Annotated in this window: 22 protein-coding genes; 16 read left to right on the top strand and 6 right to left on the bottom strand. The window is 68.3% G+C overall.

Annotated features, from left to right (window positions below; all coding sequences use genetic code 11):
• Both AP428_RS21115 and polX read left to right on the top strand, forming a co-directional pair.
• On the top strand, nucleotides 1-144 hold a 144-nt coding region (locus tag AP428_RS21115; protein WP_197285606.1), incomplete at its 5' end, for a TraR/DksA C4-type zinc finger protein.
• A gap of 149 nt (nucleotides 145-293) precedes the next feature.
• Nucleotides 294-2069 carry a DNA polymerase/3'-5' exonuclease PolX gene (polX, locus tag AP428_RS21110; protein ID WP_011547853.1) on the top strand — a complete coding sequence of 592 codons (1776 nt, stop codon included), beginning with the start codon at nucleotides 294-296 and terminating at the stop codon, nucleotides 2067-2069.
• 46 nt (nucleotides 2070-2115) lie between these two features.
• On the opposite strand, the gene ald is transcribed toward polX, so the two are convergent.
• Nucleotides 2116-3231: an alanine dehydrogenase gene (ald, locus tag AP428_RS21105; protein ID WP_011547852.1), complete on the bottom strand. Its 1116-nt coding sequence runs from the start codon at nucleotides 3229-3231 to the stop codon at nucleotides 2116-2118.
• Between the two features lie 296 nt (nucleotides 3232-3527).
• Here ald and AP428_RS21100 point away from each other — a divergent pair, with 296 nt between their 5' ends.
• On the top strand, nucleotides 3528-3944 hold the full coding sequence (locus tag AP428_RS21100) for a DUF3995 domain-containing protein (protein WP_011547851.1): 417 nt from the start codon (nucleotides 3528-3530) through the stop codon (nucleotides 3942-3944).
• A gap of 19 nt (nucleotides 3945-3963) precedes the next feature.
• Here the strand turns inward: AP428_RS21100 and AP428_RS21095 are convergent, their stop codons facing one another.
• Nucleotides 3964-4284, bottom strand: a complete 321-nt coding sequence (locus AP428_RS21095) for an RNA 2'-phosphotransferase (RefSeq protein WP_011547850.1) — start codon at nucleotides 4282-4284, stop codon at nucleotides 3964-3966.
• Between the two features lie 400 nt (nucleotides 4285-4684).
• Between AP428_RS21095 and AP428_RS21090 the strand changes: the two genes are divergently transcribed.
• The 4 genes from AP428_RS21090 to AP428_RS21075 all read left to right on the top strand — a co-directional run bounded on the left by AP428_RS21090 (nucleotide 4685) and on the right by AP428_RS21075 (nucleotide 10550).
• Entirely contained in the window at nucleotides 4685-5425 is a 741-nt protein-coding gene (locus tag AP428_RS21090; RefSeq protein ID WP_012338290.1) for a gluconate 2-dehydrogenase subunit 3 family protein, read from the top strand.
• Nucleotides 5425-7203 carry a GMC family oxidoreductase gene (locus AP428_RS21085; protein WP_011547848.1) on the top strand — a complete coding sequence of 593 codons (1779 nt, stop codon included), beginning with the start codon at nucleotides 5425-5427 and terminating at the stop codon, nucleotides 7201-7203. The genes AP428_RS21090 and AP428_RS21085 overlap by 1 nt, the downstream gene beginning before the upstream one ends.
• Nucleotides 7200-8627 (top strand): cytochrome c, encoded by a 1428-nt coding sequence (locus AP428_RS21080; protein ID WP_011547847.1) that lies wholly within the window; start codon nucleotides 7200-7202, stop codon nucleotides 8625-8627. The genes AP428_RS21085 and AP428_RS21080 overlap by 4 nt, the downstream gene beginning before the upstream one ends.
• Before the next feature lie 207 nt (nucleotides 8628-8834).
• Nucleotides 8835-10550 carry a cation:proton antiporter gene (locus AP428_RS21075; RefSeq protein WP_011547846.1) on the top strand — a complete coding sequence of 572 codons (1716 nt, stop codon included), beginning with the start codon at nucleotides 8835-8837 and terminating at the stop codon, nucleotides 10548-10550.
• A 27-nt stretch (nucleotides 10551-10577) separates the two neighbouring features.
• Here the strand turns inward: AP428_RS21075 and AP428_RS21070 are convergent, their stop codons facing one another.
• Both AP428_RS21070 and AP428_RS21065 read right to left on the bottom strand, forming a co-directional pair.
• Complete coding sequence (locus tag AP428_RS21070; protein ID WP_011547845.1) at nucleotides 10578-12476, bottom strand: penicillin-binding protein 2; 1899 nt, start codon at nucleotides 12474-12476, stop codon at nucleotides 10578-10580.
• 420 nt (nucleotides 12477-12896) lie between these two features.
• Entirely contained in the window at nucleotides 12897-13244 is a 348-nt protein-coding gene (locus AP428_RS21065; RefSeq protein ID WP_011547844.1) for a DUF3564 family protein, read from the bottom strand.
• A gap of 653 nt (nucleotides 13245-13897) precedes the next feature.
• On the opposite strand from AP428_RS21065, the gene AP428_RS21060 reads away from it, so the two are divergent.
• The gene (locus AP428_RS21060; RefSeq protein ID WP_011694717.1) at nucleotides 13898-15112 is read left to right on the top strand and encodes an SDR family oxidoreductase; all 1215 of its coding nucleotides are present in this window, start codon (nucleotides 13898-13900) and stop codon (nucleotides 15110-15112) included.
• Between the two features lie 75 nt (nucleotides 15113-15187).
• Here the strand turns inward: AP428_RS21060 and hpaR are convergent, their stop codons facing one another.
• Nucleotides 15188-15628, bottom strand: coding sequence for a homoprotocatechuate degradation operon regulator HpaR (hpaR, locus tag AP428_RS21055; protein WP_012338289.1), 441 nt, complete (start codon nucleotides 15626-15628; stop codon nucleotides 15188-15190).
• A 152-nt stretch (nucleotides 15629-15780) separates the two neighbouring features.
• Between hpaR and AP428_RS21050 the strand changes: the two genes are divergently transcribed.
• From AP428_RS21050 to hpaI, 7 genes are read left to right on the top strand one after another with little or no spacing between them, the layout of a single operon-like run.
• Nucleotides 15781-16470: a fumarylacetoacetate hydrolase family protein gene (locus AP428_RS21050; protein ID WP_011547841.1), complete on the top strand. Its 690-nt coding sequence runs from the start codon at nucleotides 15781-15783 to the stop codon at nucleotides 16468-16470.
• Nucleotides 16467-17231, top strand: coding sequence for a fumarylacetoacetate hydrolase family protein (locus tag AP428_RS21045; protein WP_006479172.1), 765 nt, complete (start codon nucleotides 16467-16469; stop codon nucleotides 17229-17231). The genes AP428_RS21050 and AP428_RS21045 overlap by 4 nt, the downstream gene beginning before the upstream one ends.
• A gap of 26 nt (nucleotides 17232-17257) precedes the next feature.
• Nucleotides 17258-18721, top strand: a complete 1464-nt coding sequence (gene hpaE, locus AP428_RS21040; RefSeq protein ID WP_011547840.1) for a 5-carboxymethyl-2-hydroxymuconate semialdehyde dehydrogenase — start codon at nucleotides 17258-17260, stop codon at nucleotides 18719-18721.
• Between the two features lie 46 nt (nucleotides 18722-18767).
• The gene (hpaD, locus tag AP428_RS21035) at nucleotides 18768-19616 is read left to right on the top strand and encodes a 3,4-dihydroxyphenylacetate 2,3-dioxygenase (protein ID WP_011547839.1); all 849 of its coding nucleotides are present in this window, start codon (nucleotides 18768-18770) and stop codon (nucleotides 19614-19616) included.
• A 44-nt stretch (nucleotides 19617-19660) separates the two neighbouring features.
• Nucleotides 19661-20053 carry a 5-carboxymethyl-2-hydroxymuconate Delta-isomerase gene (locus AP428_RS21030; protein WP_011547838.1) on the top strand — a complete coding sequence of 131 codons (393 nt, stop codon included), beginning with the start codon at nucleotides 19661-19663 and terminating at the stop codon, nucleotides 20051-20053.
• Nucleotides 20054-20072: 19 nt separating this feature from the next.
• Nucleotides 20073-20876, top strand: a complete 804-nt coding sequence (gene hpaH / locus AP428_RS21025) for a 2-oxo-hept-4-ene-1,7-dioate hydratase (protein WP_006479168.1) — start codon at nucleotides 20073-20075, stop codon at nucleotides 20874-20876.
• A 12-nt stretch (nucleotides 20877-20888) separates the two neighbouring features.
• Nucleotides 20889-21695, top strand: a complete 807-nt coding sequence (gene hpaI / locus AP428_RS21020) for a 4-hydroxy-2-oxoheptanedioate aldolase (RefSeq protein ID WP_011547837.1) — start codon at nucleotides 20889-20891, stop codon at nucleotides 21693-21695.
• A gap of 75 nt (nucleotides 21696-21770) precedes the next feature.
• On the opposite strand, the gene AP428_RS21015 is transcribed toward hpaI, so the two are convergent.
• A complete protein-coding gene (locus AP428_RS21015; protein ID WP_011547836.1) occupies nucleotides 21771-22562 on the bottom strand; it encodes a helix-turn-helix domain-containing protein in 792 nt (263 codons plus the stop codon).
• 95 nt (nucleotides 22563-22657) lie between these two features.
• Here AP428_RS21015 and AP428_RS21010 point away from each other — a divergent pair, with 95 nt between their 5' ends.
• Complete coding sequence (locus tag AP428_RS21010; protein WP_006479165.1) at nucleotides 22658-22909, top strand: hypothetical protein; 252 nt, start codon at nucleotides 22658-22660, stop codon at nucleotides 22907-22909.
• Nucleotides 22910-22917 lie beyond the last annotated feature (8 nt).

Raw genomic sequence — 22917 nt, 5'->3', positions numbered from 1 at the left:
GACGGCAGTTACGGCGAATGCATCGACTGCGACGGCTCGGTCGGCTACGAGCGCCTGCTGGCGCGCCCGACCGCCGAACGCTGCACGCATTGCCAATCGCTCTACGAGCGGCGCTACGCCACGACGCCGCGCGCGTCGCTCTGAGGTTGCGGCTCCCACCGCGCCGCACGTACGGCGCGGCCGGCGCAGGATGACCAACGAGCGCCCGGCGGCGTCGACATGCGGCGCCGGGCGGGCAGACGCCGTCGCGCCCGCGCGCGGCGCCATCCACGTGGAAGGGAGCCACGCCAATCATGCCGATCCACAATGCCGAGTGCGCGGCCGTGTTCGCCGAGATCGCCGACATGCTCGAGATCCAGGGCGCCAATCCATTTCGCGTACGTGCGTACCGCAACGCCGCGCGGACGATCGCCGACTACGGTCGCGACATCCCGACGATGATCGCGAACGGCGACGATCTCGGGAAGATTCCGTCGATCGGGGCCGATCTTGCGTCGAAGCTGCGCGAGATCACCGCGACCGGCACCTGCGAGCTGCAGCAAACCTTGCGCCATGCGCTGCCGGGCGCGATCGTCGAGCTGCTCGACGTGCCCGGGCTCGGCGCGAAACGCGTGAAGGCGCTGCATGACGCGCTGCACGTCGATTCGCTCGAACAGCTGCGCGCGGAAGCGAAGAACGGGCATGTGCGCGAGCTGCCGGGCTTCGGCGCCAAAACCGAAGCGCATCTGCTCGAAGCGATCGACGATCGCCTGCAGCGCGAGCCGCAACGCTTCCTGCTGCCCGAGGCCGCGCACGCGCTGATGTCGTTGCTCGAACGCCTGCGTGCGGTGGCCGGTGTCGGCAACGCCGTGCCGGCCGGCAGTTTCCGCCGCCGCCGCGAGACGGTCGGCGATCTCGACATCCTCGTCACCGCACATGATCCGGTCGCGGTCACCGAAGCGTTCGTCGGTTACGGCGAAGTGGCGCGCGTGCTCGCGCACGGCAAGACCCGGTCGAGCGTGATGCTGGCCAACGGCTTGCAGGTCGACCTGCGCGTCGTCGATGCCGATGCGTTCGGCGCGGCGCTCGTCTACTTCACGGGGTCGAAGGCGCACAACATCGCGCTGCGCCGGATCGCGCAGGCCGGCGGCCTGAAGATCAACGAATACGGCGTGTTTCGCGGCGACGAGCGGATTGCCGGCGCGACGGAGGCATCGGTCTACGCGGCCATCGGGCTGCGCGAGGTGCCGCCCGAGTTGCGCGAGGATCGCGGCGAGATCGATGCGTCGCGCGCCGGCACGCTGCCGGCGCTCATCGAGCGCAAGGATCTGCATGGCGACCTGCACGCGCATACCGATGCGTCAGCCGGCCGCGACGGCCTGCGCGCGATGGCCGCCGCCGCGCGTGCACGCGGGCTCGCCTACCTGGCCGTCACCGACCGCGTGCCGCCTGGCGGCGATCGCGACGGTTTCGACTGGCTCGCGCGGCAGCTCGACGAGATCGACCGCATCAACGCGGCGTTCGACGATTTCGTGTTGCTCAAGGGCGTGGAAGCCGGTATTCGCGAGGATGGCAGCCTGGACGTGCCGGACGCGATGCTCGGCCGGCTCGATCTCGTCGTCGGCGCGGTACGCGACGGCTTCGACCTGCCGCGCGGCGCGCAGACCGATCGCATGCTGCGTGCGATGGAGCATCCGTATTTCACGATTCTCGCGCACCCGACCGGCCGCGTGCTCGGCGAGCGCGACGCGTGCGAACTGGACGTGCCGCGCGTGCTCGCGCAGGCCGCCGCGCGCGGCTGCTTCGTCGAACTCGATGCGCAGCCGCGGCGCTTCGACCTGCCGGACGTCTGGTGCCGCGAGGCCGCGAAGGCCGGCGTGCTGGTCGCGATCGGTTCGGATGCGTACGGCGCGGACGAGCTTGACCATCTCGCGTTCGGCGTCGATCAGGCGCGGCGCGGCTGGCTGACGCGGCAGGACGTGCTGAACACGCGCACGCTCGCGCAACTGCGGCCGCTGCTGGCACGCACGATGGGCGGTGCGGGCAGCGCGGGCGGCGGCGCGAAGCGGAGCCGGTCGAAGGGCGCGTGAACGCCACGCGGCCCGGCCGAATTGCGTTCAGCTCATGCCGGCAGGGTCATGCGAGTACGCCGGTCGCCGGGACGTAGGGCAGGCCGAGCGCCAGCGCGACCGCTTCGTACGTGATGTGGCCGTCGCACACGTTCAGGCCCGCGCGCAGATGCGGATCGTCGAGCATCGCCTGCTTCCAGCCCTTGTCGGCGAGCGCGAGCGCATGGCCGAGCGTTGCATTGTTCAGCGCAAAGGTCGACGTGCGCGCGACCGCGCCGGGCATGTTCGCGACGCAATAGTGGACCACTCCGTCGACCACGAACGTCGGCGCCGCGTGCGTGGTCGCATGCGAGGTCTCGAAGCAGCCGCCCTGGTCGATCGCGACATCGACGACGACCGCTCCCTTGCGCATCGTCGCGATCATGTCGCGCGTGACGAGCCGCGGCGCCGATGCGCCCGGAACGAGCACGGCGCCGATCACGACGTCGGCATCGCGCACGGCTTCGTCGACCGTCTGCGCATTCGAGCAGACGGTCGCGATCCGGTTGGCGAACACGAGATCGAGCTGGCGCAACCGGTTCACGTTGTTGTCGAGCACGGTGACGCGCGCGCCGAGGCCCACCGCCATCTGCAGCGCACCGGTGCCCACGACGCCCGCGCCGAGCACGACGACGTGCGCGGCCGGCACGCCCGGCACGCCGGCCATCAGCAGGCCGCGGCCGCCGCGCGGGCTTTCGAGGTGGGTCGCCGCGACCTGGATCGACATACGGCCGGCGACTTCGCTCATCGGCGCGAGCAACGGCAGGCCGCCGCCGGGGCCCGTCACGGTTTCGTACGCGATGCAGACCGCGCCGGATTTCACGAGCGCGGCGGCCTGGTCGGGATCGGGCGCGAGATGCAGGTACGTGTAGAGGATCTGGCCGCGCCGCAGCATCGCGCATTCGGTGGGCTGCGGTTCCTTGACCTTGATGATCATGTCGGCGCGCGCGAAGATTTCTTCGGCGCCGTCGCCGAGCGACGCGCCCGCGGCCGTGTAGTCGTCGTCGAGCAGGCCGATCGCGGTGCCCGCGCCGCGCTGCACCAGCACGCGATGGCCGTGCCGCGTGAGTTCGCGCGCGCCGGCCGGCGTGAGGCCGACGCGGTATTCGTGGTTCTTGATCTCCTTCGGCACACCGATCAGCATGAGTCGCCTCCATGGCCTTCGTTATCGTCGTCGTGCGGGCAGTCCGTTGCGCAGCGCCTTGCCGACCGCAGTACTGGAATAACAGGGTAGTAGTGCGCGGAGGGAAGTCAAGCGACCGGGCTGTGCGACGACGCATGCGCACTGCAACGCAGCATGCGTCACCGCCGGTTGCGACCGGACGTCGCAATGCGCACGTGACGCGGTTTCGGTATCGTCATGCGTGGCGCGGGCCGGGGCCGCGAGCCGAACACCTTTCGGCAAAACGACGAGACAACGAGACGAGGACCTTGATCGACATGACCGGTGCGTATTTCAGCGTGCCGACGCTTTGCGCCATCGCGCTCGTGCACGTCTACTGGGCGTTCGGCGGGCGATTGGGCAAGCGCGCGGCCATTCCGGAGCAGGATGGCGTACCGCTGTTGCGGCCGACGGCGGTCGGCACGCTGACCGTCGCGCTCGCGCTGCTGGGCGGGGCAGGCGTGGTCGCCGCGCGTGCCGGCTGGCTGGGGCGCAACGCGTATCCCTGCACGATCGCGTTCGCGGTCGTTGCGCTCGCATTGATCTTCGCGGTGCGCGCCGTCGGCGATTTTCGCTACGTCGGCTTCTTCAAACGGATTCGCGGGTCGCGTTTCGCGCGGATGGACACGCTGTATTACTCGCCGCTGTGTGCGGCGCTGGCGCTGTCGATCGCATCGATGTTCTGGCCGTGGTGAGCGGGGCGCGGCGCGCGATTCAGTCCGCGCACGTATCGATCAGCGTCAGGCATTCGGCCGGCACGGCATCGGTCAGCCGGACACCGTTTTCGGCGACGAAGAATGTGTGGCCCTGCCGGTGCATCCGCTGCGCCTCCACTTCGAGGATCTCGGGCACGCCGTAGCGCGCGCCGACGGCCAGCGCCGTCCGGATCTCCGCCGACAGAGGCACGTGATGCACGTGATGACAGCGGCCGGGTTCCGCCGCCGCCCGATCGTCGCTGTCCGCCATCACCTCATCCTTGCACATTCCGGCATCCGGTTTTCCCATTGTTGCTAATTTCGATGCACTGAATTGCATTGAACCCTCTAGCGCTGGAACCGGTTCCATATATAATTCGCCGCACTCGTCGCCGGGCCCCGAAAGAGGGTCGTGCACGTTGCGCTTGCCGTCGGCGGACGCGACGTCTAAGTTGAACAAGGGTCATGGGCGATGAAGGAGAGATGCCGGCCGATGCCGGTATTTGTCCGACGATAGGGCCCGCCAAGAGGTCGATCCGCGCAACGCCGCCGGCACCGGGGCGAGCGCGGCTGCAATGACGGCGCCACCGCGAATCGCGGCCGGGCGCCTGCATCGAGGTTGTGCGCAACACACGAAAGAACAGGGCGACCGGCCGCCTGCGGCACGGCTGCCGTGCCGGGCACGCGGCATGCGGAATGCGCGCGTCCGAACCCCGATCCCCAACGATCAACATCCGACCATGTCCACGCCACCTGACAAACCCAATTCGCGTCGCCGTTTCCTGCGCACATCGGTCGCGCTCGTGCCGATCGCGTCGGTCGCCGGCTGCGACCTGCACTCGTCGTCGCCGTCCGCGACGACCGCCGGCAACGCGTCCGCTGCATCGGCCAGCGCCGAACGCGCGCCGTACAAGCCGACCTTTTTCGATGCGAAGGAATGGGCGTTCGTCCAGGCCGCCGTCGACCGGCTGATTCCGGCCGACGCCGAAGGCCCCGGCGCGCTCGAGGCGGGCGTGCCCGAATTCATCGATCGCCAGATGGAGACGCCGTATGCGCACGGCGCGACGTGGTACATGCAGGGGCCGTTCCAGCAGGGCGTGCCCGAGCTCGGCTACCAGTTGAAGCTGGTGCCGCGCGACATCTACCGGCTCGGCATCGCGGCCGTCAACCGCTATTGCGAGAAGACGCACGGCAAGGCGTTCGCGGATCTCGACGCGCCGACGCGCGACACGGTGCTCGGTGCGCTGGAGAAGGGCGGCGCGCAGATCGACGACGTCCCGCCCGGCGTATTTCTCGGCCAGTTGCTGCAGAACACGCGCGAAGGCTACTTCTGCGATCCGGTGCATGGCGGCAATCGCGACATGGCCGCGTGGAAGATGATCGGTTTCCCGGGCGCACGCGCGGATTTCATGGATTTCGTCAACCAGAGCGGCAAGCCCTATCCGTACGGCCCCGTCTCGATCAACGGGGAGCGCAGCTGATGGCCGCAGACAAGAAGCCGCACGTCGATGCGGTGATCGTCGGCTTCGGCTGGACCGGCGCGATTCTCGCGAAGGAACTGACCGAAGCGGGATTGAACGTCGTCGCGCTCGAGCGCGGCGAATATCGCGACACCTATCCGGACGGCGCGTATCCGAACACGATCGACGAGCTGACCTACAACATCCGCAAGAAGCTGTTCCTCGACCTGTCGAAGACGACCGTGTCGATCCGTCACGGCCTGCAGGACACCGCGCTGCCGTACCGGCAGCTCGCCGCGTTCCTGCCGGGCGAAGGCGTCGGCGGCGCGGGGCTGCACTGGTCGGGCGTGCACTTCCGGATCACGCCGGAAGAGCTGCGCCTGCGCAGCCACTATGAAGAGCGCTACGGCAAGAAGTTCATCCCGGAAGGGATGACGATCCAGGATACGGGCGTGACCTACGACGAGCTCGAGCCGCATTTCGATTTCGCCGAGAAGGTGTTCGGCACGTCGGGGCAGGCGTACAAGGTCGGCGGCAAGGTGGTCGGCGACGGCAACGTGTTCGAGGCGAACCGCAGCGACAACTTCCCGCTGCCCGCGCAGCTCAATACCTATTCGGCGCAGCGCTTCTTCGATGCCGCGCATTCGCTCGGCCTGCATCCGTACCGGCTGCCGTCGGCGAACACGTCGGGCCCGTACACGAACCCGTACGGCGTGCAGATGGGCCCGTGCAACTTCTGCGGCTACTGCAGCGGCTACGCGTGCTACATGTATTCGAAGGCGTCGCCGAACCTGAACATCCTGCCCGCGCTGAAGCAGGCGCCGAACTTCGAGCTGCGCTCGAAGTGCCACGTGCTGCGCGTCGACCTCGACGACACGAAGAAGCGCGCGACCGGCGTCACCTACGTCGATCCGGCCGGACGTGAAGTGCACCAGCCGGCCGATCTCGTGATCGTGGCCGCGTTCCAGTATCACAACGTGCACCTGCTGCTGCTGTCGGGCATCGGCAAGCCGTACGATCCGATCTCGGGCGAAGGCGTGGTCGGCCGCAATTTCGCGTACCAGAACCTGTCGACGATCAAGGCGTTCTTCGACAAGGATACCTACACGAACCCGTTCATCGGCGCGGGCGGCAACGGCGTCGCGGTGGACGACTTCAACGCGGACAACTTCGACCACGGCCCGCTCGGCTTCGTCGGCGGCTCGCCGCTGTGGGTGAACCAGGCCGGCGTGAAGCCGATCAGCGGCATCGCCACGCCGCCCGGCACGCCGCAGTGGGGCTCGGCGTGGAAGAAGGCCGTCAAGGACAACTACGCGCACACGATCTCGATGGACGCGCACGGCACCAACATGTCGTACCGCGACGTGTATCTCGACCTCGACCCGACCTATCGCGATTCGTACGGCCAGCCGCTGTTGCGGATGACGTTCGACTGGAAGGACAACGACATCAAGATGGCGCAGTACGTGACCGGGCAGATGAAGAAGATCGCGGAAGCGATGGGGCCGAAGGCGATCGGCGTGTCGACGCGCGAATTCGGCAAGCACTTCGACTCGCGCCAGTACCAGACGACCCACCTCGTCGGCGGCGCGATCATGGGCACCGACCCGAAGACGAGCGTGCTGAACCGCTATCTGCAGTGCTGGGACGTGCACAACGTGTTCGTGATGGGCGCGTCCGCGCTGCCGCAGGGCATCGGCTACAACCCGACCGGGATCATCGCGGCGCTGGCCTACTGGTCGGCACGCGCGATCCGCGAGCAATACCTGAAAAATCCCGCCCCGCTGGTGACCGTATGAAGAGGACGATGAACCACCACAACGCCGCGCGTCCGGTGTCCCCGCTGCGGCGCGCGCTGGCGATCGGCACGGCATGGGCGGCATTCGGTCTGGCGGGCGGCGGCGCGTTCGCGCAGCCGGCGTCCACGCCGTCCGCGGCTTCGGGCGCGGTGGCCGCACCGGCCGCCCAGTCGGCCGACGCGAACCTGATCAAGCGCGGCGAATACCTTGCTCGCGCGGGCGACTGCATCGCCTGCCACACCGCGAGCGGCGGCAAGCCGTTCGCGGGTGGCCTGAAGTTCGACACGCCGATCGGCGGCATCTACTCGACGAACATCACGCCGGACCCGAAGACGGGCCTCGGCGGCTGGACTTACGAGGACTTCACCCGCGCGGTGCGCGAAGGCGTGCGCAAGAACGGCGACACGATGTATCCGGCGATGCCGTTCCCGTCGTACGCGCGCCTGACCGACGACGACATGAAGGCGCTGTACGCGTACTTCATGCACGGCGTCGCGCCGGTCGAGCACGAGAACCGCAAGGTGGACATCGTGTGGCCGCTGTCGATGCGCTGGCCGCTCGGCATCTGGCGCAAGATGTTCGCGCCGTCGCCGAAGCCGTTCGACGCGGCGTCGTACACCGACCCGGTGGTCGCGCGCGGCGCGTATCTGGTGCAGGGGCTCGGCCACTGCGGCGCGTGCCATACGCCGCGCGCGCCGACGATGCAGGAGCGCGGGCTGACCGACGCGGACGGCCTCGACTTCCTGGCCGGCGGCGCGGCGATCGACGGCTGGGTGCCGACGAGCCTGCGCGGCGAGCCGCGCACGGGCCTCGGCACGTGGAGCGAAACCGAGATCGTGCAGTTCCTGAAAACCGGCCGCACGCTGCGCACGGCCGCGTTCGGGGGGATGACGGACGTGGTCGGCCACAGCATGCAGCACATGACCGACGACGACCTGAACGCGATCGCGCGCTACCTGAAGACGTTGCCGCCGCGCGTGCAGGGCGAGCAGCCGCACGTGTACGACGCGGCCGCGGCGAAGGCGCTGCAGACCGGCGACGCGAGCAAGCCGGGCGCGGCCGTCTATCGCGACAACTGCATGGCCTGCCACCGCAGCGATGGCCACGGCTACACGCGCGTGTTCCCGGCACTCGCCGGCAACCCGGTCGTGCAGGGCGACGACCCGACCTCGCTGATCCACGTCGTGCTCGAAGGCAGCGCGCTGCAAGGCACGCGCACCGCGCCGTCGACCTTCACGATGCCGCCGTTCGGCTGGCGCCTGTCGGACCAGGAAGTCGCGGACGTGTCGAACTTCGTGCGCACGAGCTGGGGCAACACGGGTGCGTCGGTGACGGCCGCGCAGGTCGCGAAGGTGCGCAAGAGCGTGCCGTCGACGCGGCCCGAGCCGCCGCCGGGCGCGCGCTTCCCGCAAGCGTCGCGCTGACCGGAGCGGCGGGGCGTCCGCCCCGCCTGCCGCCCGGTTCACGTCAATGTGCGGCCGGGCGGCAACGCCTTTCCCTTCGCCGGGGTCACGCCCCGCAACCCGCGCCGCCGCGTGAAATTTTCGCGGCTGCGCGCCATTTTTCCGCCTCATCCCTTATCCTTTCACTCTTGAACCTTACTAAATAGTTACAAGAGCTTGGGAGGGGGGATGCCTCATGACGTCAGCCTGATTGCGTTGCTCGCGGCCGGTTTCGGTCTCGCGATGATCTTTGGTTACCTCGCGTCGCTGCTGAAAATGCCGCCGCTCGTCGGCTATCTGCTCGCCGGGATCGTGATCGGCCCCGGCACGCCCGGTTTCGTCGGCGACCTGTCGCTCGCGCAGCAGCTTGCGGAAGTCGGCGTGATGCTGCTGATGTTCGGCGTCGGCCTGCATTTCTCGCTCGGCGATCTCCTCGCGGTGCGCAAGATCGCGCTGCCGGGCGCCATCGTCCAGATCACCGTCGCGACGCTGCTCGGCGGCGGGCTCGCGCTCACGTGGGGCTGGAGCCTCGGTGCGGCGCTCGTGTTCGGGCTGGCGCTGTCGGTCGCGAGTACCGTCGTGCTGCTGCGCGCGCTCGAAGGGCGCGGGCTCGTCGAGACGGTCAACGGGCGCATCGCGGTGGGCTGGCTGGTCGTCGAGGATCTCGTGATGGTGCTCGTGCTGGTGCTGCTCCCGCCGGTGGCCGGGCTGCTCGGCGGCACGCCGCCCGGCGATACGCATGCGGCCGGCGGCAGCGTGTGGGGCACGCTCGGCGTCACGATGCTGAAGGTCGCCGCATTCATTGCACTGATGCTGGTGGTCGGCAAGCGCGTGTTCCCGCGCATTCTGTGGCTCGTCGCGCGCACCGGCTCGCGCGAGCTGTTCACGCTGTGCATGATCGCGGCCGCGGTCGGCATCGCGTTCGGCGCGGCGAAGCTGTTCGACGTGTCGTTCGCGCTCGGCGCGTTCTTCGCCGGGATGATGATGCGCGAGTCGGAATTCAGCCGGCGCGCGGCCGACGAGACGCTGCCGCTGCGCGACGCGTTCTCGGTGCTGTTCTTCATCTCGGTCGGCATGCTGTTCGACCCGAAGGTGCTGCTCGACGAGCCGCTGCACGTGATCGAGGTCGCGGCCATCGTGCTGATCGGCAAGACGGTCGCGGCCGTCGCGCTCGTGATCGCGTTCCGCTATCCGCTAAACACCGCGTTGACGGTCGGCGCGGGCCTCGCGCAGATCGGCGAATTCTCGTTCATCCTCGCGGGGCTCGGCCGTGCGCTCGGGCTGCTGTCGGCCGAAGGGCAGAGCCTGATTCTCGCGGTCGCGCTGATCTCGATCGCGATGAACACGCTGCTGTTCGCGATGATCGATCCGGCGCTCGCGTGGATTCGCAAGCATTCGGCGTTCGCGCGCAAGCTCGAGGCGCGCGACGATCCGCTCGCCGCGCTGCCGATGTCGACGCCGCAGACGCATCTGACCGGGCAGGTCGTGATCGTCGGCTACGGCAAGGTCGGCACGCGAATCGCGCATGCACTGGACGAGCGCGGGATCGCGTATGTCGTCGTCGAGCAGAATCGCGAGCTCGTCGAGAAGCTGCGTGCGGACGGCATCGCGGCCGTGTCGGGCGACGCGATCGAGCCGATCGTGCTCGTGCAGGCGCATATCGCCCGCGCCGGGATGCTGGTCGTCACGCTGCCCGACGTGTTCGACGTGCGGCAGATCGTCGAGATCTCGCGCACGCTCAACCCGGCGCTCGAGGTCGTGCTGTGCACGAACAGCGGTGACGAGGCCGCGCTGCTGTCGAGCGAGGGCATCGGCACCGTGTTCATGGGCGAGACCGAACTCGCGCGCGGGATGACCGAGCACGTGCTCGGCCGGATGGCGAAGCCGGTCGCGGCCGCGCATTGACGGCGCGCGGCGGCGCGCCTGGCGTCGTCAGCCCGCTGCGGCCATCTTCGCGGGCGCGGGGCGACTGGATTGCGCAGCCGTCTTGAGTTGGGCCGACGGTTTCTGCGCGACGGTCGCCGTGGCCGGCGCCGCCGCTTTCGGCGCCGCGACCGTCTTCTGCGGCGCGGCGGCCTTCGCCGGCGCATTCTTTTCCGGTTCGACCGGTGCATCGGGCGGCACGCCCAGCAACTGCAGCGAGCCGCTCGTGACCGACGCGAACACCGGGCCGGCTACCGTGCCGCCGTAGTAACCCTTGCCGCGCGGCTCGTCGATCATCACCGCGACGATCAGGCGCGGGTTGCTCATCGGCGCCATCCCCGCGAACAGCGCGCGGTACTTGCCCTTCGCATAGCTCGCGCCGACCTGCTTGCGCGCGGTACCCGTCTTGCCGCCGATCCGGTAGCCGTCGACGCGCGCGCGGCGCCCCGTGCCGCCTTCGCCGACCGCCATCTCGAGCATCGAGCGGATCGCGGCGGCCGTTTGCGGCGACGTCACGCGGTGGCCGCGGTGCGCGTCGATCGTCTGCTGGTCGGTGCCGTTCTTTAGCAGCGACACCGGGTGCAGCGTGCCGTCGCCCGCATACGCGGTGTAGGTCTGCGCGATCTGCAGCAGCGACATCGACAGCCCGTAGCCGTACGCCATCGTCGCCTGCTCGATCGGCCGCCAGCGCTTGTAGCCGCGCAGCCGCCCCGACGCGACGCCCGGGAACGTCAGTTCCGGCGCGCGGCCGATCCCGTACTCCTGGTATTTGTTCCAGATCGTTTCGGCGGGCAGGTTCAGCGCCAGTTTCGCGAGCGCGACGTTGCTCGACTTCTGCAGCGCCTGCGATACCGTCAGCGAGCCGTGGTTGGACGTATCGTGGATCACCGCCGGGCCGATCTTGTAGGTGCCCGGCGACGTGTTGATGACCGTGTTCGGCGTGACCTTGCGCTCGTCGATCGACAGCGCGACGACGAGCGGCTTGATCGTCGAGCCCGGTTCGAACGTGTCGATCACCGCGCGGTTGCGCAATTGCTGGCCGGTGAGGCGGGCGCGGTCGTTCGGGTCGAAGGTCGGATAGTTCGCGAGCGCGAGAATCTCGCCGTTCTGCGCGTCGAGCACGACGACGCTGCCGGCCACCGCGTTGTTCTCGATCACGGCCGCCTTGAGCTGGCTGAAGGCGAGCTGCTGGATGCGGCGGTCGATCGTCAGTTCGATCGTCGCGCCGTGCTGCGCGGGGACGAGCGGGCGCGTGTCCGACACGATGCGGCCGAGCCGGTCGCGGATCACCTCGCGCTGGCCGGACGTGCCTTGCAGGCGCGCATTCGCCGCGAGCTCGACGCCTTCCTGGCCCTTGTCCTCGACGTTCGTGAAGCCGACCACGTGCGCGGCCGATTCGCCTTCCGGGTAGAAGCGCTTCGAATCGGCGATCTGCGTGATGCCGTCGATCGCGAGCTTGTCGAGCCGGCTCGCGGTGTCCGCGTCGACCTGCCGCTTGAGCAGCACGAACGTCTTGTCGTTGCCGAGACGCCGCTTCACCTCGACGAGCGGCAGGTCGAGCAGCTTCGCGATCTGCGGGTAGTCGGTGTCGGCGACCTGTTTCGGGTTCGCCCAGATTTCATAGGTCGACAGGCTGACCGCGAGCATCGCGCCGTTGCGGTCGACGATGCGCCCGCGCATCGCATCGAGCTCGATCGTGCGCTGGTAGCGCTTCTGGCCCTGACCGACGTAGAAATCCTGGTTCGCGACCTGCACCCAGAAAGCGCGCGCGATCAGCGCGGCGAACGCGAGGAACACGACGACCACGATCAGCCTCGAGCGCCACATCGGCAGGCGCGACGCGAGCATCGGATTCTTGGTCGCCGCCGCGTATGGATCGGCAGGGTGGGTCTTCTTTTTCACGCTCATGCAATGGCCGGGTCGGGCCGCCGGGCGGCGGCGGGTCAGTCTGAATAATGCGATTGTAATAAAGGAGTAAACATCGTGTGGGGAAAGTATGTTCCGGCCCTTCAAAAAGGCGAAGGTCAGGCCATCTGGAACAGGGGAAGGGAAACGGCAGGAAAGGTGGGGCCAACGCGGGATTCGGCGGCGGCGGATGAGGACGAAACCTGCGCGATCATCGCATGCCGATTCGGGCAGGCGGTTCGGGATATCGCTCGCTCGCGATCGCCCGTGGCGCGCGATCAATTGCCCGCACGCCGGTTATTTCTTTAATCCATAAAATGAAAAGCGCCTCGAACCGAGGCGCCATTATTGCTGAATATCGAAATGAATATCACTGCTACCGGAATAAACCCGAAAACCGTAGACGATTGATGTCAATAATACCTATCGGGCAACGGAAATAAATTCCCGGTATTCCGGCTGGGTCGTGCAGGTATCGACCGCCTGCAGGCGCCACGCGCCGTCGGGGTGCTCGCCGGCGAGCACCGCGGGGCCCTGTTCGCGGCGCATCGCATCGAACGACAGCCCCTTCAACTGACAGACGGCATTGCCGCTGTCGGCCGCGCACAGCGCCATCGCGCCTTCGACGTCGCGGATCTTGCCCCAGGTCGGAAGGTCGATGCCCTGATGTGCCTCGCGCGACCACAGCCCTTCGTCGGTATCGACCCACAAGACCGCGAAGGAATGCCGGGTTGCCGATTCGCTGCCATTAATCCGAATGGTGAGGCGCATTGGATCGTCTCCTGAAAAAGATGACACATTCGACCGTTTTGACTTGAACAGTCTAGATAGACTGGTGTGAAACGCAAGTGATAATCCGCAATAAACCCGGATCGAGTCTATTTCCGTTTCAGATGAAACGATGTCTGACGATTCATGGTCATTCCCGAGGCGTCAGCCCACGCGGGCGATAGCGGCGACCAGCGGTGGCCGGGCCGGCGCGCGCGGAGGCCCAGACATGGGATGACAGGGCCGCCGGCCGCGTCGATCGGTCGCGCGCCGACCGATCGACGGAAAGCGGGGCGAAGGACATGCTCTGGCGCTCCTCGGATGCAGCCGGACCGAACCTTTCAGCGTGTTGACGCGGCGGCCGGCACGACACACTCCGACAATCGCGTACAAATCGGCACACTTTCACGAAACTTTCGGGACAGACTTGCATGCGGTCGGGCCCCACACTGGGAACTTCCCGATCCTGTGCCGCGGACGCCGGTCCGCGCCGGCTGCCGCCGCCTCGTGCCAGAGCGCGATCGACGCGATCGCAGGCCGCACGCCGGATCGGGAGGCGCCGGGGCGCGCGTCAGCCCCGGCCCGGCCGGTGAGCCGTGCGCCGCCCGCAACCGCGGGCACCGCGCCGCCCGGCCGACTCTTCGAAGGAGACTATCGTGCTGATCTGGAAAACCGCGTTGTCGCTCAACTGGCGGACGAGCCTCGTGTCGCCGGCCAGCGCACCGGTCGCGGCGGCGAACGTGGGCCGGCTGGTGCTGACCGGCGCGACCGGCTTCATCGGCAGTACCGTGCTGACGGCGCTCGTCAATGCGGGGCTGCTCGAACGCATCGTGTGCGTCGTGCGCGCGCAGGACCGCGGCCATGCGGTCGCGCGGCTGCGGGAAGCGGCGTTGCGCGCGGGGCTCGCGCCGTACTGGGCGTCGCGCCTGACCGATGCGAACGTGATCGTCGGTGCGCTCGGCGACGTGTGGCACGGCGCCGATGCGCCGCGCCTGGCCGGCGCGACGCACGTGATTCACTGCGCGGGCCATGCGTCGCCGGCCGACGGCGCGCATCTGCAGGCCGACATCGCCGACGCGGTGCACTTCGCTGAACGCTTTGCCCGCGCGCCGCGCCTGCAGCGCTTCGTGTACGTCGGCACGGCCTACGCGCATGCGGGCCGCGGCGGGATCGTGCAGGAAGAGGCGGAACGCGACGCGGAGAACGACGTCGCGCCGCAGGCCGACGAAGGCCTGCCCGGCGCGGTGCTGGCGGCCGACTACCTGCATGCGAAGGCCCGGACGGAGCAGCGTCTGCGCGCGCTCGGGCTGCCGCTCGTCGTCGTGCGGCCGTCGCACGTGGTCGGCCATACGGTGCTCGGGACGCGGCCCGCACCGAATTCGTTCTGGATGTTCCGGCTCGCGCATGCGGCGCGCCGCTTCACCGCGCGGCCGATGACGCGCATCGACATCGTGTCGGTGGACGACGTGGCGCGCGCGACGATGCTGCTGGCCGTCAAGCCGACGCTGGCGCACGACGTCTATCACGTGTCGGCCGGCGACGAGGCGCCGCAGGTCGCGCAGATCGTGCGCGCGATGGACGAGGCGGCGGGAATGACCGGTGCGCCGCGCTACGCGGCGTGCGCGCCGGCGGAACTGCCGCTCGTCGTGCGTGATGTGCTGGGGCGCCCCGATCCGGCACTCGAGCGTGTGATCGGCCGGGCCCTGCAGCGCTGCGGGGAATTCGCGACGGTCGATCGCGTGTTCGACAATCGCCGCGTGCGCGACGAAATCGACTTCGAGCCATTGCCGTTCATCGATTACGTCGAGGAGTGCATGCGCACGTCGCGCGGCGTGGCCGTGACCGAGCTGATGCGCGGCGCGATCCACTGATACTGATCGCCCGCTGACCGCCCGCGTCGCACCGGCGGCGTCCGCTCCCGCGCGTGGCGGGCGCGGGCGCCGTCTTTACGCCTGGCTGCCGAGCTCGATGAGCCGGTCGAGCGCGCGGTAGATGTCTTCCAGGCCGTCCTGGCCGAACCGCGACTCGAGCTGACGATATTGCGCGTCGATGCGCGGCCCGATCTCCGTCACCAGTTTCCTGCTTTGCGGCGTCAGGCTGACCAGCAGCCGGCGCTGATCCTCCTGCGCGCGCGTGCGCGTGATCAGGCCGTCGCGCTCCATCCGCTCCAGCACGCCAGTCAGGCTCGGGCTCAGGATGCAGCAGCGTTTCGCGATCTGTCCGGCTTCGAGCGCCTCCGTCGGTTCGCCGTCGAGCACGCGGATGATCCGCCATTGCTGTTCGGTCAGCGAAAATTCCTTGAGAATGGGGCGAAACAGACCCATCAGCGTTTCGCGGGCCTCGAGCAGCAGCATGGCCAGGTTGCGATGGTCGAGCGTACGGTTCATCGGGATGAGCAGAGGACGGGGACGCATCAATCTTAACAGCCGAAGCTGATGAATTTCGCATCTCAGGGTAATCGAGGTTGCCACCACTCGATTGTTTACTTAAGATATTAACTATTGACGATGCGCCGCGACGCGCGGCAGGGGAATGACGCATGGAGCTGTCTTGCACGACCGCCGCGGCGCCGCCGTTGCCGGTCGCCATCGGTACCGTCTACGGGGCCTTGCTCAACGAGCGCGCGGCGCTCGACGCGCTCGGCGATGCGGTGAACGCACCGCCTTACGGCCGCCCGCCGCAGGCGCCGATCCTGTACATCAAATCCGCCAACACGCATGCAGCCGACGGCGCCGCCGTGATCGTGCCGGCCGGTGTCGACACGCTGGAGATCGGCGCGTCGGTGGCCGTCGTGTTCGCGCGGCGCGCGACGCGCGTGCCGGCCGCGCGGGCGCTCGACTACGTGCACGGCTTCACGCTCGCGAGCGACGTGTCGGTGCCGCATCCCGATTACTACCGTCCGGCCGTGCGCTTCAAGTGCCGCGACGGCTTCTGCCCGCTTGGGCCCACGATCGTGCCGGCCGCCGCGCTCGCCGATGTCGACGCGATCGGCCTGACGGTGTGGATCGACGGCGAAGTGGCGGCATCCGCGTCGACCGCGACGCTGATTCGCCCGGTGCGCGCGCTGATCGCCGACGTGACGGCCTTCATGTCGTTCGACGCGGGCGACGTGCTGTTGCTCGGCGTCGCGGGCGGCGCACCGCATGCCCGTGCGGGCAGCACGATCGAGATCGCCGCGGCCGGCATCGGCACGTTGAGGCATACGCTGATCGCGGAGGAAGCGCGATGAAGACGGCGCGCGTGATCTACAACGGCGCACTGCATGCGGCCGAACCGGCCGGCGACGGCGCGATCCGCCTCGATACGGGCCGCGTGGTGGCCGAGGACGCGGTGGCGTGGCTGCCGCCCGTCGCGCCGCGCACGACGTTCGCGCTCGGCCTGAACTACGCCGACCATGCGAAGGAGCTCGCGTTCAACGCGCCGAGCGAGCCGCTGATTTTCCTGAAGGGGCCGAATACGTTCGTCGGTCACCGGTCGCTGACCGTGCGCCCCGCGGACGCCACGCACATGCACTACGAGTGCGAACTGGCCGTCGTGATCGGCCGGCCCGCGCGCCACGTGAGCCGCGCGCAGGCCATCGACTACGTGGCCGGCTATACGGTCGCGAACGACTACGCGATCCGCGACTATCTCGAGAACTACTACCGCCCGAACCTGCGCGTGAAGAACCGCGACACCTGCACGCCGCTCGGGCCGTGGTTCGTCAGCCGCGACGAGATCGGCGACGCGGGCGACCTGACGCTGCGCACGACGGTGAACGGCCGGGAGACGCAGCGCGGCAGCACGCGCGACATGGTGTTCGACGTGCCGGCGCTGATCGAGCACATCAGCAGCTTCATGACGCTCTCGCCGGGCGACCTGATCCTGACCGGCACGCCCGAGGGGCTGGCGGACACGCAGCCGGGCGACGAGGTCGTGACCGAAATCGAAGGAATCGGCCGGCTCGTGAACACGATCGTCGGCGAGGCAGACTACTATCGCGCCGGCTGAGCCCGTCGCCCAAGGAAGGAGAGCACATGACCATCAAGCACTGGATCGGCGGCCGCGAAGTGGAGAGCCGCGAAACCTTCACGACGCTGAACCCGGCGACGGGCGACGTCATCACCGACGTCGCGTCGGGCGGCGAGGCCGAGGTCGATGCGGCCGTGCGCGCGGCGAAGGAAGCGTTCCCCAAATGGGCGAACACGCCGGCGAAGGAGCGCGCGAAGCTGATGCGCAAGCTCGGCGAGCTGATCGAGAAGAACGTGCCGATGCTCGCCGCGCTGGAAACGCAGGATACCGGCCTGCCGATCGCGCAGACGAGCAAGCAGCTGATTCCGCGCGCGTCCGAGAACTTCAACTTCTTCGCCGAAGTGTGCGTGCAGATGAACGGCCGCACCTATCCGGTCGACGACCAGATGCTGAACTACACGCTGTACCAGCCGGTCGGCGTGTGCGCGCTGGTGTCGCCGTGGAACGTGCCGTTCATGACCGCCACGTGGAAGACGGCGCCGTGCCTCGCGCTCGGCAACACGGCCGTGCTGAAGATGTCGGAGCTGTCGCCGCTGACGGCCGACCAGCTCGGCCGGCTCGCGCTCGAAGCGGGTATCCCGCCGGGCGTGCTGAACGTCGTGCAGGGTTACGGCGCGACGGCCGGCGATGCGCTCGTGCGGCATCCGGACGTGCGCGCGGTGTCGTTTACCGGCGGCACGGTCACCGGCAAGCGGATCATGGAGCGCGCGGGCCTCAAGAAGTATTCGATGGAACTCGGCGGCAAGTCGCCCGTGCTGATTTTCGACGACGCCGATTTCGACCGCGCGCTCGACGCGTCGCTGTTCACGATCTTCTCGATCAACGGCGAACGCTGCACCGCGGGCTCGCGGATCTTCGTGCAGCGCACGATCTACGACCGCTTCGTGCAGGAATTCGCGCGCCGCGCGAACAACCTGGTGGTCGGCGATCCGACCGATCCGGGCACGAATCTCGGCGCGATGATCACGCGCCAGCACTGGGAGAAGGTGACGGGCTATATCCGCATCGGCGAGCAGGAAGGCGCGCGCGTGGTCGCGGGCGGCGCGGACAAGCCGGCCGGGCTGCCCGAGCATCTGCGCAACGGCAATTTCGTGCGGCCGACCGTGTTCGCCGACGTCGACAACCGGATGCGCATCGCGCAGGAAGAAATCTTCGGGCCGGTCGCGTGCATCATCCCGTTCGACGACGAAGACGACGGGCTGCGGCTCGCGAACGACACGGCGTACGGCCTGGCGTCGTACATCTGGACGCAGGACGTGGGCAAGGTGCATCGGCTCGCGCGCGGCATCGAGGCCGGGATGGTGTTCGTGAACAGCCAGAACGTGCGCGACCTGCGCCAGCCGTTCGGCGGCGTGAAGGAATCGGGCACCGGGCGCGAGGGCGGCGAGTACAGTTTCGAGGTGTTCGCGGAGATCAAGAACGTGTGCATCTCGATGGGTTCGCATCACGTTCCGCGCTGGGGCGTGTGACGGGCGCCGGCCGTTTTGTCGCAAGAACGATAGGGAGACTTGAACGATGGGCAAACTGTCCCTCGCCGCGAAGATCACGCACGTGCCGTCGATGTACCTGTCGGAACTGCCCGGCAAGCATCACGGCTGCCGTGAAGCGGCGATCCGCGGCCACCAGCTGATCGGCGAGCGCTGCCGCGCGCTCGGCGTCGACACGATCGTCGTGTCGGACGTGCACTGGCTCGTCAACGCCGGCTATCACGTGAACTGCAATGCGCGGTTCGCGGGCACCTATACGAGCAACGAGCTGCCGCATTTCATCCGCGACATGCAGTACGCGTATCCGGGCAACCCGGCGCTCGGCCGGCTGATCGCGGAAACGGCCACCGAGCGCGGCGTCGCGACGCGTGCGCACGAAATCGACAGCCTCGAGCTCGAATACGGCACGCTCGTGCCGATGCGCTACATGAACGGCGACCAGCACTTCAAGGTCGTGTCGATTGCCGGCTGGTGCATGTGGCATCAGCTCGACGAAAGCCGGCGCTTCGGCGAGGCGCTGCTCGAGGCGATCGAGAAGAGCGATTCGAACGTCGCGTTCCTCGCGAGTGGCTCGCTGTCGCACCGCTTCAACGACAACGGCAGCCCCGAGGAATCGATTCACCAGATCAGCCGCGAATTCTTCCGGCAGGTCGACCTGCGCGTGGTCGAGCTGTGGAAGCAGGGCGATTTCAAGACCTTCTGCGCGATGCTGCCCGAATACAACGTGCATTGCCACGGCGAAGGCGGCATGCACGACACGGCGATGCTGCTCGGGCTGCTCGGCTGGGATCGCTACGACAAGCCGGTCGAGATCGTCACCGACTATTTCGCGAGTTCCGGCACCGGGCAGATCAACGCGATCTTCCCGCTGCCCTGAGCGTTGCCGCCCGCCACGCCTTCGAATCCGACTGGAGAGTTGCCATGCCACACATCGTCGTCGAATACACCGCGAACATCCGCGACGACGCCCGCATTCCCGCGCTGCTGCGCACGATCAACGCGACGCTGATCGCGCAGGGCGGCGTGTTTCCGACCGGCGGCATCCGTTCGCGCGCGATCGAGCTGCACGACTATTGCGTCGCGGACGGCACGGAGGACGACGCGTTCGTCCACGTGACGCTGAAGATCGGCGCGGGCCGCAGCGACGAAACGAAACAAGCGGCGTGCGACGCGCTGTTCGATGCGATCAAGGCCCATTTCGCCGAGCTGTACGCGAAACGCTACCTCGCGCTGTCGATGGAACTGACCGAGTTCAGCGAAAGCGGCTCGTACAAGCACAACAACATCCACGCCCGCTACAAGCGGGCCGGCTGAACCCATTCCCGATCCGACCATGCTCGAACCCGCCCTCATCGACCAGCTCGCGCACCGTCTGCACGACGCCGAGCGCGCACGCACGCAGATCCGCCAGATCTCGCTCGACCATCCCGACATCACGATCGACGACGCGTATGCGATCCAGCGTGCGTGGGTGACCCTCAAGCTCGCGGAAGGCCGCACGCTGAAGGGGCACAAGATCGGCCTCACGTCGAAGGCGATGCAGAACACGTCGCAGATCGACGAGCCCGACTACGGCGCGCTGCTCGACGACATGTTCTTCGACGACGGCGGCACGATCCCGACCGGCCGCTTCATCGTGCCGCGCGTCGAGGTCGAGCTCGCGTTCGTGCTGGGCAAGCGGCTCACGGGGCCGAACTGCACGATCTTCGACGTGTACGACGCCGTCGATTACGTCGTGCCGGCGCTCGAGATCATCGACGCGCGCAGCCAGTCGATCGACCCCGATACGAAGCGGCCGCGCAAGGTGTTCGACACGATCGCCGACAACGCGGCGAACGCGGGCGTCGTGATCGGCGGCCGGCCGGTGCGCCCGCAGGACGTCGATTTGCGCTGGGTCGCGGCGATCATGTCGCGCAACGGCGTGGTCGAGGAAACCGGCGTCGCGGCCGGCGTGCTGAACCATCCGGCGAACGGCGTCGCGTGGCTCGCGAACCGGCTGTCGCGTTTCGACGTCGCGCTGGAGCCGGGGCAGATCGTGCTCGGCGGGTCGTTTACGCGGCCCTGCGCGGCGCGATCGGGCGACACGTTCAGCGTCGACTACGGTCCGCTCGGGACGATCCAGTGCTACTTCGAGTGAGGTGAGCGAACGATGCAGATTCCGTCGAATGTCTTCAAGGCCGCGCTCGCGCGCGGTGACGCGCAGGTCGGCCTGTGGCTCGGCCTCGCGAATCCGTACAGCGCCGAAGTGGTCGCGGGCGCCGGTTTCGACTGGTTGCTGATCGACGGCGAACATGCGCCGAACACGATCCCGACGATCCTCGCGCAACTGCAGGCGATCGCGCCGTATCCGTCGCATCCGGTCGTGCGCGTGCCGTGGAACGATCCGGTGATCGTCAAGCAGGTGCTCGATCTCGGCGCGCAGACGTTGCTCGTGCCGATGGTCCAGAGCGCGGACGAGGCGCGTGCGGCGGTGGCCGCGACGCGTTATCCGCCGCACGGGATGCGCGGTGTCGGCAGCGCGCTGGCGCGCGCGTCGCGGTGGAATCGCGTCGGCGAGTACCTGCATCGCGCGAACGACGAGATGGCCGTGCTCGTGCAGGTCGAGACGCGCGCGGGGCTCGATGCGATCGATGCGATTGCGCGGGTCGACGGCGTCGATGGCGTGTTCATCGGGCCGGCTGATCTTGCTGCCGATCTCGGCCATCTCGGCCATCCGGGGCACCCGGACGTGCAGGCCGCGATCGACGGTGCGATCCGCGCGATCAAGGCGGCCGGCAAGGCGCCGGGCATCCTGAGCGCGGATGAAGCGGCCGCGCGGCGCTATCTGGAAGCGGGCGCGTTGTTCGTCGCGGTCGGTGTCGATACGACGTTGCTGGCACGGAGCGCGGAGCGGCTCGCCGCGCAGTTCAAACGAAACGGCGACGACGCCGTGAAGCAGGGCGACGGCACGTATTGATGCGGCGGCGGGCGGTTTTCCCGTGCCGACCGCTGGCTTTTCGCCGCGCGGCTTCATGCATGCGCATGGCCGCACCTATCGCTGCGCTTGGCTTCCCGTTTCCATGTATTTCCCCGGCGTCGTCCCCAGCGCGCGCCGGAACATGTCGATGAACGCGCTCACGTTGTCGTATCCGAGATCGAGCGCGATCGTCGTCACCGGCACGCCGTCGGCAATGCGCTCCAGCGCCCGCAGCAGCCTGGCCTGCTGACGCCACTGCGCGAACGTCAGCCCCGTTTCGGCGACGAAGCGGCGGCTCATCGTCCGCGCGCCGATGCCGGCCCATTCGGCCCATTCCTCGAGCCGCCGGTCGTTCGCGAGATCAGCAGCCAGCGCATCGGTGATCTTCACGAGCCGAGGGTCTCGCGGCCGGACCAGCCCCAGCGCCTCGGCTTCCGATGCCGCGATTTCATCGAGGATCACGTCGGCGATCCGGGTCTGCGCGGCATCCAGATCGGCATCGCCCCAGCTCGCTGCACGCTGCACGGCTTCGCGCAGCAGCGGCGTCGTGCGGATCGCGCGCGGCGTGGCCGGCAGCGTCGCGCAGCGGGCTTCCGCGACGAACGCCGACCAGCCGGCGATCGGCCCGAACGAGCGCAGCGAATGCCGGCAATGCGGCGGAATCCAGATCGCATGGATCGCCGGCACGACCCACTCCTGATCGTCGAGGCCGATCGTCACCAGCCCGCTCAGCGCGCCGACGAGCTGGCCGCGCGCATGCGAATGCGGCGCGGTGATACGCGGGTCGCGTTGCGACAGGACGGCGGCGACCACGAACGGGCCGTCGTCGGACGTGACGAAGCGGGCGGGCAGGAGCGGATCGGACATGGCCGGATATCGGTATCGAATGGCTGTTATACCGGAGATCGGCCGGTTTCGCACGCCTACACTGCGTCCATCGATGACAACCGGAGCAAGACGCGATGCGAGCCGAACAGATGCTTCCCGACCATGCCAACCAAGTCGATGCCGGCGGAACGACGATCCGCAAGGGGACCGTCGGCGCGTTTCTGGTCAATGCGCGTGTATTGACCGATCCGAACGCCGCGCCGGCCGAGAGGGCGCGCGCGGAGGCCGATGCGATCGACGCATTGCCCGCGCTGCGTGCGCTCGGCCTGTTCGACGTGCTCGAAGTACGCGATCCCGCGCTGCGCGCATGGCTCGATGCCCGATAAAGGCCCAC

Source organism: Burkholderia sp. E168m22 (assembly GCF_001319805.1).
GTDB lineage: Bacteria > Pseudomonadota > Gammaproteobacteria > Burkholderiales > Burkholderiaceae > Burkholderia > Burkholderia orbicola.
Note: the sequence above shows the minus strand (reverse complement) of the source record. Positions and strands in the feature narration are given on the sequence as shown.

Coding starts and splice junctions, on each gene's coding strand:
- polX (WP_011547853.1), top strand. CDS start 294: ATGCCGATCCACAATGCCGAGTGCGCGGCCGTGTTCGCCGAGATCGCC.
- ald (WP_011547852.1), bottom strand. CDS start 3,231: ATGCTGATCGGTGTGCCGAAGGAGATCAAGAACCACGAATACCGCGTC.
- AP428_RS21100 (WP_011547851.1), top strand. CDS start 3,528: ATGACCGGTGCGTATTTCAGCGTGCCGACGCTTTGCGCCATCGCGCTC.
- AP428_RS21095 (WP_011547850.1), bottom strand. CDS start 4,284: ATGCAATTCAGTGCATCGAAATTAGCAACAATGGGAAAACCGGATGCC.
- AP428_RS21090 (WP_012338290.1), top strand. CDS start 4,685: ATGTCCACGCCACCTGACAAACCCAATTCGCGTCGCCGTTTCCTGCGC.
- AP428_RS21085 (WP_011547848.1), top strand. CDS start 5,425: ATGGCCGCAGACAAGAAGCCGCACGTCGATGCGGTGATCGTCGGCTTC.
- AP428_RS21080 (WP_011547847.1), top strand. CDS start 7,200: ATGAAGAGGACGATGAACCACCACAACGCCGCGCGTCCGGTGTCCCCG.
- AP428_RS21075 (WP_011547846.1), top strand. CDS start 8,835: ATGCCTCATGACGTCAGCCTGATTGCGTTGCTCGCGGCCGGTTTCGGT.
- AP428_RS21070 (WP_011547845.1), bottom strand. CDS start 12,476: ATGAGCGTGAAAAAGAAGACCCACCCTGCCGATCCATACGCGGCGGCG.
- AP428_RS21065 (WP_011547844.1), bottom strand. CDS start 13,244: ATGCGCCTCACCATTCGGATTAATGGCAGCGAATCGGCAACCCGGCAT.
- hpaR (WP_012338289.1), bottom strand. CDS start 15,628: ATGAACCGTACGCTCGACCATCGCAACCTGGCCATGCTGCTGCTCGAG.
- AP428_RS21050 (WP_011547841.1), top strand. CDS start 15,781: ATGGAGCTGTCTTGCACGACCGCCGCGGCGCCGCCGTTGCCGGTCGCC.
- AP428_RS21045 (WP_006479172.1), top strand. CDS start 16,467: ATGAAGACGGCGCGCGTGATCTACAACGGCGCACTGCATGCGGCCGAA.
- hpaE (WP_011547840.1), top strand. CDS start 17,258: ATGACCATCAAGCACTGGATCGGCGGCCGCGAAGTGGAGAGCCGCGAA.
- hpaD (WP_011547839.1), top strand. CDS start 18,768: ATGGGCAAACTGTCCCTCGCCGCGAAGATCACGCACGTGCCGTCGATG.
- AP428_RS21030 (WP_011547838.1), top strand. CDS start 19,661: ATGCCACACATCGTCGTCGAATACACCGCGAACATCCGCGACGACGCC.
- hpaH (WP_006479168.1), top strand. CDS start 20,073: ATGCTCGAACCCGCCCTCATCGACCAGCTCGCGCACCGTCTGCACGAC.
- hpaI (WP_011547837.1), top strand. CDS start 20,889: ATGCAGATTCCGTCGAATGTCTTCAAGGCCGCGCTCGCGCGCGGTGAC.
- AP428_RS21015 (WP_011547836.1), bottom strand. CDS start 22,562: ATGTCCGATCCGCTCCTGCCCGCCCGCTTCGTCACGTCCGACGACGGC.
- AP428_RS21010 (WP_006479165.1), top strand. CDS start 22,658: ATGCGAGCCGAACAGATGCTTCCCGACCATGCCAACCAAGTCGATGCC.